General features: G+C 68.3%; 5 protein-coding genes. 1 reads left to right on the top strand and 4 read right to left on the bottom strand.

Annotated features, from left to right (window positions below):
- The first annotated feature begins 66 nt into the window (after nucleotides 1-66).
- Nucleotides 67-1,464: a methylenetetrahydrofolate--tRNA-(uracil(54)-C(5))-methyltransferase (FADH(2)-oxidizing) TrmFO gene (gene trmFO / locus ACILRF_RS14835; RefSeq protein WP_395674231.1), complete on the top strand. Its 1,398-nt coding sequence runs from the start codon at nucleotides 67-69 to the stop codon at nucleotides 1,462-1,464.
- Between the two features lie 3 nt (nucleotides 1,465-1,467).
- Here the strand turns inward: trmFO and ACILRF_RS14830 are convergent, their stop codons facing one another.
- The 4 genes from ACILRF_RS14830 to secF all read right to left on the bottom strand — a co-directional run bounded on the left by ACILRF_RS14830 (nucleotide 1,468) and on the right by secF (nucleotide 4,202).
- Entirely contained in the window at nucleotides 1,468-2,100 is a 633-nt protein-coding gene (locus tag ACILRF_RS14830) for a squalene/phytoene synthase family protein (RefSeq protein WP_395674229.1), read from the bottom strand.
- A 59-nt stretch (nucleotides 2,101-2,159) separates the two neighbouring features.
- The gene (locus ACILRF_RS14825; protein WP_395674227.1) at nucleotides 2,160-2,777 is read right to left on the bottom strand and encodes a hypothetical protein; all 618 of its coding nucleotides are present in this window, start codon (nucleotides 2,775-2,777) and stop codon (nucleotides 2,160-2,162) included.
- Between the two features lie 80 nt (nucleotides 2,778-2,857).
- Nucleotides 2,858-3,217: an Mth938-like domain-containing protein gene (locus ACILRF_RS14820; RefSeq protein ID WP_395674225.1), complete on the bottom strand. Its 360-nt coding sequence runs from the start codon at nucleotides 3,215-3,217 to the stop codon at nucleotides 2,858-2,860.
- A gap of 1 nt (nucleotide 3,218) precedes the next feature.
- Entirely contained in the window at nucleotides 3,219-4,202 is a 984-nt protein-coding gene (gene secF, locus ACILRF_RS14815; RefSeq protein ID WP_395674223.1) for a protein translocase subunit SecF, read from the bottom strand.
- Between the last annotated feature and the right edge of the window lie 83 nt (nucleotides 4,203-4,285).

Genomic DNA, 4,285 nt, shown 5'->3' with positions numbered 1-4,285 from the left:
CCCCAACGCAAGGCCTCTGCAAGGCCTCGCTCGCGATGTGCGGTGTTCGTTGCTAGTTAGCCGCGCATGACGACAGCTCCCATACATGTGGTCGGCGGCGGCCTGGCCGGATCCGAAGCCGCCTGGCAGATCGCGGAGGCCGGCGTGCCGGTGATCCTGCATGAAATGCGGCCGGTTCGCGGGACCGACGCGCACCACACCGACCGGCTCGCCGAACTGGTCTGCTCCAACTCCTTCCGGGCCGACGACTGGACCGGAAATGCGGTCGGCCTGCTGCATGCCGAGATGCGGCGGCTGGGTTCGATCATCATGTCCGCGGGCGATGCGAACCAGGTGCCGGCCGGCGGCGCCCTGGCGGTCGACCGCGACGGCTTTTCTCAGGCTGTGACCGAGCGGCTGGAGGCTCACCCGCTCGTCACCATCGCCCGCGAGGAAGTCGCCGGCCTGCCGCCGGGCGAGTGGGACAGCGTCGTGGTCGCCACGGGCCCCCTCACCTCTCCGGCTCTGGCGCAGGCGATCCTCGACCTGACCGGCGAAGGGCAGCTGGCCTTCTTCGACGCCATCGCGCCGATCGTGTCGTTCGACAGCATCGACATGGACGTGGCGTGGCGCCAGTCCCGCTACGATAAGGAAGGCCCCGGCGGCGATGCGGCCGCCTACATCAACTGTCCGATGACCAAGGACCAATACGACAGGTTCATCGACGCCCTGCTGGCCGGGCCGAAATCGGAATTCAAGGACTGGGAGGACGTGCCTTACTTCGACGGCTGCCTGCCGATCGAGGTCATGGCCGAGCGCGGGCGGGAGACGCTGCGGCACGGCCCAATGAAGCCGGTCGGCCTGACCAACGCACACAATCCGGCCGAGAAGGCATGGGCGGTCGTGCAATTGCGTCAGGACAATGCGCTGGGCACGCTGTGGAACATGGTCGGTTTCCAGACCAAGCTGAAGCACGGCGCCCAGACCGAGATCTTCCGCACCATCCCTGGGCTTGAGAAGGCGGTGTTCGCCCGGCTCGGCGGCCTGCACCGCAACACCTTCCTGAATTCGCCGCGACTGCTGGACGACCAGCTGCGGCTCAAGGCCGATCGGCGCCTGCGGTTCGCGGGCCAGGTCACGGGCGTCGAAGGCTATGTCGAAAGCGCCGCCATCGGCCTCCTGGCCGGACGGCTGGCGGCGGCGGAACGGCTCGGTCAGCCGATCGAGGCCCCGCCGCCAACCACCGCGCTCGGCGCGCTCGTCGCCCACATCACCGGCGGCCACCTGGACGGCGGCAAGGGCTCGTTCCAGCCGATGAACATCAATTATGGCCTTCTGCCGCCGCTGGAGGCGCCACGCCACGACGCCAATGGCAAGCGCCTGCCGCCGAAGGAACGCGGGCGCGCCAAGAAGCGGTTGATGGGCGAGCGGGCCCTTGCCGACCTCAACGCCTGGGTCGCGCCGGCGCTCGAAGCGGCTGAGTAGGCGTCAGACCCGGCCGCGCAGCACCGCCCAGAGCAGCCGCACGCGGCGAGCCAGTTCCGATCCGTCTGACGGCATTGCGGCGTGGGCGATCGCCGGGAAGGCGGCGGCGCTCAGCGTTCGCGCGGTCACGAGGTCTGCGACCGGCTCGCCCCTACGCCGCAAGGCCCAGACGGCGCCCGCGACGTGCGCGGCCTCCGGATCGGCATCAGGATCAAGGATCCGGGCGACCAGGGCGGCGAGGCCGCCGGCGGTCTCCGAGGCGAAGGCCCGCGCCTCTTCGGCCGTCATCGGGGTGGGATCCAGTTCCCGGTAGCGGGCGTCGATCATCGCCTCGAGCGGTGCACGCGGCAGATCGTGGCGACGGATGGCGGCGGCCAGCGCCTCGGCGGTGGGATGGCGGCGCGCCGTACGCCCCTCGAACGCTTCGTCGAGAACTTCGCGCCACCAGGTCAGGCGGATCTCGCCGAGCAGCGGGTTGGACGCAACGCGGGGCGCCCGGGCCAGTTCGTAGTCGAAAGCGTAGAGCGCGATGGCGTCCGCCCGCTGCCCCGGGTCGGCGATGAACCGGCTGGACATCCAGCGGTCGGGGTCGACCCGGCGCACGAGGCCGTCGAGGTCTGAAGGATCGTCGCTCATGGCTCCTCAACGAAAAAGGCCCGCCGCAGGGGCGGGCCTTTCCGAACTGTGCGGGCGGATCAGCCGAACAGCGACTGATACATGCTCATCGAGGTCAGCATCGGGATAGAGAGCAGCAGGTTGGTGCGCGAGAACAGCATCGCGGTGCGGCCGGCCTTGGCCTTGGCGTCGGCGTCCGCCTCGACGATGCCCAGGGCGATCTTCTGGTTCGGCCAGATGAACGCCCAGACGTTGATGAACATGATGATCGCCAGCCACATGCCCAGGCCCATCAGGGTGAAGCCGGTGTCGGCCGCCGAGTAGCCGCCAGCGAGGCCGAGCGAGAAGGTCTCCGTGGCGTACTGGTGGCCGCGCAGGAAGGTGATGATCAAGCCCATCAGCACGGTGCCGAGAGCGGCGTAGCGGAACCAGAACAGCGCCTCAGGGGCGATGTACTTCGACACCGCCGGCTTAAGCTCGGCCGGGATCTCGGGCATCTTCCGGATCTGGACGAAGTTGAAGTAGTAGAGCAGCCCGATCCAAAGGATGCCGAACACCACGTGCAGCCAGCGGAACACCGCTTGCCAGTAGATGACGCTTACGCCTTGCGGGCTCTGCGAGAAGGCGAAGACCATGACCAGCGCGAGAATGACGCTGAGGATCACGGTGTTGCGGAAGTTCGAAAGCAGTCCAGCCATCTTCATGTCCCCTCGAATCCTAGCTCAGCTGTCAGGTATAGGGTCAGGATGACGCAGGCGCAAAGCGCCGCTTGCATGGATCAGAGTGCGATCAGCGCCGCCGCGAGCTTCCGCCCCTCGGCGGTCAGGACGTTGTAGAGCCGCGCGGCGGCCGGCGTGTCCATGAATTCCAGGCCCATGCCAGCCTGGCTGAGGGCGTCTCGGACGGCGCGCGAGGGCTGGACGTTGCGCGCACCCATGCCGAGCAGCAGGAACTCGACCTCGCCTCGCCCGGCGGCGAACACCGGCGCGAGACTGTCCACGGTAAGGCCGGCGACATCGGCCACCGGCCAAGCCCGGGCCTCGTCGGCGACGATCAGCACGGAGCCTTCGTGACGCGCCCCCGAAAGCCGGAACCCGCCGCCGCCGTAGGCGTCGATGGTGGGCGCGTCGCGGGCCACGTCAGGGCTTGGCGTTGGCCGGCTTTGCGCTCACCTCGGCCTCGATCTCGCCGCGCTTGACCCCAAGCACCAGCAGCATGCTGGCGGCGACGAAGAACGACGAATAGGTGCCGACCACGATCCCGAAGATCATGGCGATGGAGAACCCGAACAGAGCGTCGCCGCCGAACGCCGCCAGGACGCCGAGCGCCATCAGGCCGGTGACGCCGGTTATCGCCGTCCGCGACAGCGTCTCGTTGATCGAGAGGTCGATGACCTCGGCCAGGGGCATGCGCTTGTACTTGCGCAGGTTCTCGCGGACGCGGTCGAGCACGACGACGGTGTCGTTCACCGAATAGCCGATGATGGTCAGGATGGCGGCCACCGTCGTCAGGGTGAACTCCATCCCGGTGACGGCGAACAGGCCGAACGTCAGCACGACGTCGTGGACCAGGGCCGCGGCGGCCCCGACCCCGAAGGTCAGGCCGAAGCGGAACCAGATGTAGGTCATCATCATGGCGATGCCGAGGAACAGGGCCAGGCCGCCGTTGCGGAAGAGCTCGCCGGAGACCTTGGACGACACGCCCTCGGTGCGCTGGAAGCTCACCTGGCCGAGCGCCTGGGTCAGGGCCTGCTTTGCGCCTTCGACGGCGACGGCGGTCTCCTGGCCTTCTGGCGTCTCGAAGCGCACGAGGACGTCGTTGGCGCTGCCGAAAGCCTGGACCTGGACGTCGCCGAGGCCGCGGCCGTCTAGCGCCTGGCGGATCCGCGCCAGGTCGGGGTTCGGCGTCGAAAGCTCGATCACCGTGCCGCCGCGGAAATCGACGCCGCAGTTGAGGCCGCCGCACGGGGGCGTCGCCGGATAGACGGTCAGCACCACGGCCGCCAGCGACAAGATCGCGGACAGGATGAGATACGCCTTGGCGTACCGCATGAAGCGGAAGTTGGTCTTGACCGGCAGCAGCTTGATGAGCGGCCACCAGCCCGACGACGCCGGCTTGGTCATTTTCGAGCTCATGCGATGGGAAGCACCTTGGGCCGGGTGGACTTCAGCCACACGGCGAGCAGCAACTGGGTGACGAGCACGGC

The organism is Phenylobacterium sp. (genome assembly GCF_044236515.1).
In the GTDB taxonomy this organism is placed as follows: Bacteria; Pseudomonadota; Alphaproteobacteria; order Caulobacterales; family Caulobacteraceae; genus Phenylobacterium.
The sequence above is the reverse complement of the archived record's forward strand: the minus strand, read 5'-3'. Positions and strand labels throughout refer to the sequence as shown.

Bases quoted from the DNA above. Each gene is read 5' to 3' on its own strand.
- trmFO (WP_395674231.1), top strand. From the start codon at position 67: ATGACGACAGCTCCCATACATGTGGTCGGCGGCGGCCTGGCCGGATCC.
- ACILRF_RS14830 (WP_395674229.1), bottom strand. From the start codon at position 2,100: ATGAGCGACGATCCTTCAGACCTCGACGGCCTCGTGCGCCGGGTCGAC.
- ACILRF_RS14825 (WP_395674227.1), bottom strand. From the start codon at position 2,777: ATGGCTGGACTGCTTTCGAACTTCCGCAACACCGTGATCCTCAGCGTC.
- secF (WP_395674223.1), bottom strand. From the start codon at position 4,202: ATGACCAAGCCGGCGTCGTCGGGCTGGTGGCCGCTCATCAAGCTGCTG.